Here is a 3488-nt window from a genome sequence, read left to right on the forward strand (position 1 = left end):
TGGTGGGCATTCCCGCGGAATGCATGGTGTTTTTGCTCATGGGGGGAGCGTATCTAAGGAGCAGGATCAAGCAAGCAGGAAAGTGGGATCAAGAGACGATCGTCTCATTTTTCCTGTGTCAATACTGTTCCGGTGAATACTTACAACCTTGCTACCTTGCTCGCCGATCTGGTGATACTTTTGCCATGCGTTCTTCGCAACAGTTAACAGAAGAGCTACGATGAGCAGCATGACTAAAAGGTTCACACCCAACAAGACAAGACTGATAACAAGATTATGTGGATTTTCACCGGCGCCATTTCCATTAGGAGGAGTTATTGTTGGTATACCCACAGCACCAGCAGGGAAGGAAATCACTGCAAGGCTACAAGCCTGCGTACAAAGCCTTTTCATTCACTTATCCCCATTTAATAGGCAGGTAATACCTGCCTATTATATATTTTCGAATTAGCTAATAGCACTCGCGCCGAACACACCAACCGCATAATTGGCCATTGCAACACCAAGACAGATCAGCAACGCCCCGGCAACCAGGTTGCTCGCCAAGTCACGCCAAGTCACCTTACTGTTCTCCTCCCCCAGTTGGTGGTATTTTTGCCAACCGTTTTTTACGACGGTAATAAACATGAGCGCTACCAGTAGAAAAGCAATGACTGTAAGCCCCCACTTAAAGAGGTTTACTATCAATGTGAATGGATCATTACTAGCTGAGCCTCCTGGGGCATTTATCGTGGGTAGGCCAACCGCATTAGCCTCGCTGGCCATGAGAGCAACCATAAGACACGCCCCCCTCAGTCTATTACTAACCTTTTTCATTGGCATCCCTATACTCCTCACTTAAATTTATTAATGCACAATTGCTTGAACAACCAGCAATATCAATGCGCTCAAAACTACGGCGGTAATAACAGCCTTGAACATTCCATAATATGTTACCTTGTCAGTCCCCAATCCTTGATAACAGGCATAGGCTACGAACAGAATAAATATGAATGCAGCCGCGTACATACTACCTTGAAGCAAAATTGATGTTTGGCTGAATGTGGAATTAGCTCCGACAGCAGCCATGCATTGAGATACATTTCCACCTGAACAAGATGCGCTCATTTCTTATACCCCATTGGTAATGCGCGTTCGCGAGACAAATTTGCGTCCGGCCGGGGTAACGCATGCGCTCTTTGGTAATCCGTGTAGCCACCATCCAGGGGGACTATGGCTGCCGGATCCATGGGTGCAGACAGGTATTGCAAGATCCCGTCTTCGACGGTGCTTAGGTCGGCACGAATGCTTCCATACTCCATACGTAGCCGACTTTGGTTATTCATGCCCGCGTTCTCAGCTTCGTCGAGCAACTTGTTTACCCGAATCAACTGCTCTCGGACACGGCTCAGGATCTCACGCTCTTGCCAGGCATCAGCTACCGATGCTGTGGAAAAAAGGGCTAACACCCCAACGCTGATCACCGTCTTCAACAATCTCACTCAACACTCTCCATTTGCTTGGATCCGTGACACCGTAAAGTGCTAGGTCCCAGTGGTGCGGTCTTTGAGGCGTGGCATGTTTGTCAGTCAACTATCCACAATGGGATTCTAACTCGGGGCCTTGGGATAAAATGAGCGCTTAAAAATGAGGGGGTTTTCTGGCTGGGGTGGCAAGAGCCTTCGATGCTTCGCATCTTAAAGATCTATCAATAAAAAAGGGAGGCCTTAGCCTCCCTCATTGCAAATTGCCATTTTTACCAGTAGGTATCAACTACTTGCGGCTTGCTTAGCTATGAAACGACGTGCCATTGCTACCAGTGCCAGCCCTATCAGGCCAACTGGGCCGGTTGAACCACCACCACCACCACCATTTTCTGTAGGCTCCGGAGTCGGAGTGACAGGCGTTGTCTTTTTATTCACCTCAACCGGATCGTTACCTGTAATGAACAACTTGCCGCTTCCCTTCACAACAACTGTGCACTCCTCAAGAGGGGCGGCCGTCCCGCTTTTGCAGGTATTCGATTCGATTGCGAGATCCCCTTCGGTATAAGGGGCGAAAACTTCCGGGTCCTTGTGGAAGGACTGCACCTTGATCGTAACACTCCCCTCGCCCTTCACCTCGACCGGATAAGACCATGCAGCGATTGTTTCAAGCATCCATGCAGTGGTTTCTGCTTTATAGAACGCTTGGCACGATTGAATGAAAGTTCCATCACCTTGACCAGCAGAACCTTGAATTACCCCCCAAACCCCAGCTTCGTTATAGCAAGGACCGCCGGAGTCACCGGGCTGCGAGGTGCCAGTACCAATCCCGTTTACGGTGTCATATTTCAGTTCGTAAGCATCTGGTGACCATCTTGCGTCTGCTTTACCTACAGTCACATTTGAAGCACCTTTCAGTTTTCCACCAGAGAGGCTAGACCAGCCAGCAATTAACTGGGTAGAGCCGACCGCTGGTTCTGTGTTAATAACTTTTGCTGTTGCCGGCATTTTTTTATCCAGCTCCAGCAATGAAACATCATATACACGCGGCACGCTGCCATCATGCATAGGATGAATTACTGTGCGCTTAATATTCGCCACACTTACATCGATGTTACTGACAGTCTGGCCTGTCAGATCACCACAGTGGGCCGCTGTTACAACCCATTTCCCAGCGATTACGGTCCCAGAGCAAGTCCCACCCACCCGCACAAACTCAGGTGAGTTAATTTCTGCGCCATTGAAAATGGCGTGAGCAGGCGTAATTGCAGACATAAGCAGCGCGGCAACAACAGTCTTTTTCATATCATCCCTTATTTTGTTCAAATTTATCTTTCATTGCCAGTGACGTTCTAATTAGATTATCCAGTTTTATTACACTTCCTTTTAGCCTTGACACTTGTGATTGAGAGGAAAGGCCGTATTTCTTAGCTGTTTGCTCTTGTGCAAGACCATAAAGTAAATGATCTACCAGCGCATCAGCAACCGCTGGGTTTGTACTCTTAGTGTTTTCAATCAACAAACGAATATATTTTTCATCCATTAGCAGTAGCTTTTTCACTTTGCCCCACTCCTAGATTTTGATCCGCAGAAATAGAATATGACTATCATCATACATAGTCAACATTTAATTTCAGTTTTTGGCTTCATTTGCTCCCTCTGAATTACTGATGAACCCTGACTGCCAAGATGCCCATAGGCTATTCGCCGATTGCCCATGGTGTGGCTTCCTCGGCAGTCTATAAGCACCCTGCCACTCGGTGTCTGGTGAGATCCGCGCTAGTGGCCTCTACCAGCTGCTCGGCACAAAGGTCCTTTACGCCGCCGGAGAACACAAGGCCTATCTCAAGCTTCCGGGTGGCCACCGTCCAGAACATGGGGCATCACCGCGGCCGGCGAGCCCAAGGCCTATCCCTGCCGCCCGGGTGGCCACCGGCCGGCACCAGGGGCCCTACCGCGGCCATCGAGCCCAAGGCCTATTCCTGCCGTCCGGGTGACCACCGGCCAGAACAGAGGCATCACCGC

General features: G+C 49.3%; 5 protein-coding genes. All 5 read right to left on the minus strand.

The annotated features are described in order from the left end of the window. Positions 1 to 66: 66 nt before the first annotated feature. Entirely contained in the window at positions 67 to 393 is a 327-nt protein-coding gene (locus tag J9892_RS17575; RefSeq protein ID WP_210538632.1) for a hypothetical protein, read from the minus strand. A gap of 54 nt (positions 394 to 447) precedes the next feature. Further along, on the minus strand, positions 448 to 822 hold the full coding sequence (locus J9892_RS17580) for a DUF2976 domain-containing protein (protein ID WP_210538633.1): 375 nt from the start codon (positions 820 to 822) through the stop codon (positions 448 to 450). Positions 823 to 1103: 281 nt separating this feature from the next. Beyond that, positions 1104 to 1481, minus strand: coding sequence for an RAQPRD family integrative conjugative element protein (locus tag J9892_RS17585; protein WP_210538634.1), 378 nt, complete (start codon positions 1479 to 1481; stop codon positions 1104 to 1106). A gap of 267 nt (positions 1482 to 1748) precedes the next feature. Then, positions 1749 to 2768, minus strand: coding sequence for a trypsin-like serine protease (locus J9892_RS17590; protein WP_210538635.1), 1020 nt, complete (start codon positions 2766 to 2768; stop codon positions 1749 to 1751). 1 nt (position 2769) lies between these two features. Beyond that, positions 2770 to 3024, minus strand: coding sequence for a hypothetical protein (locus J9892_RS17595; protein ID WP_210538636.1), 255 nt, complete (start codon positions 3022 to 3024; stop codon positions 2770 to 2772). Positions 3025 to 3488: the final 464 nt, after the last annotated feature.

It is taken from the genome of Aeromonas sp. Prich7-2, assembly GCF_017939255.1.
In the GTDB taxonomy this organism is placed as follows: Bacteria; Pseudomonadota; Gammaproteobacteria; order Enterobacterales; family Aeromonadaceae; genus Aeromonas; species Aeromonas caviae.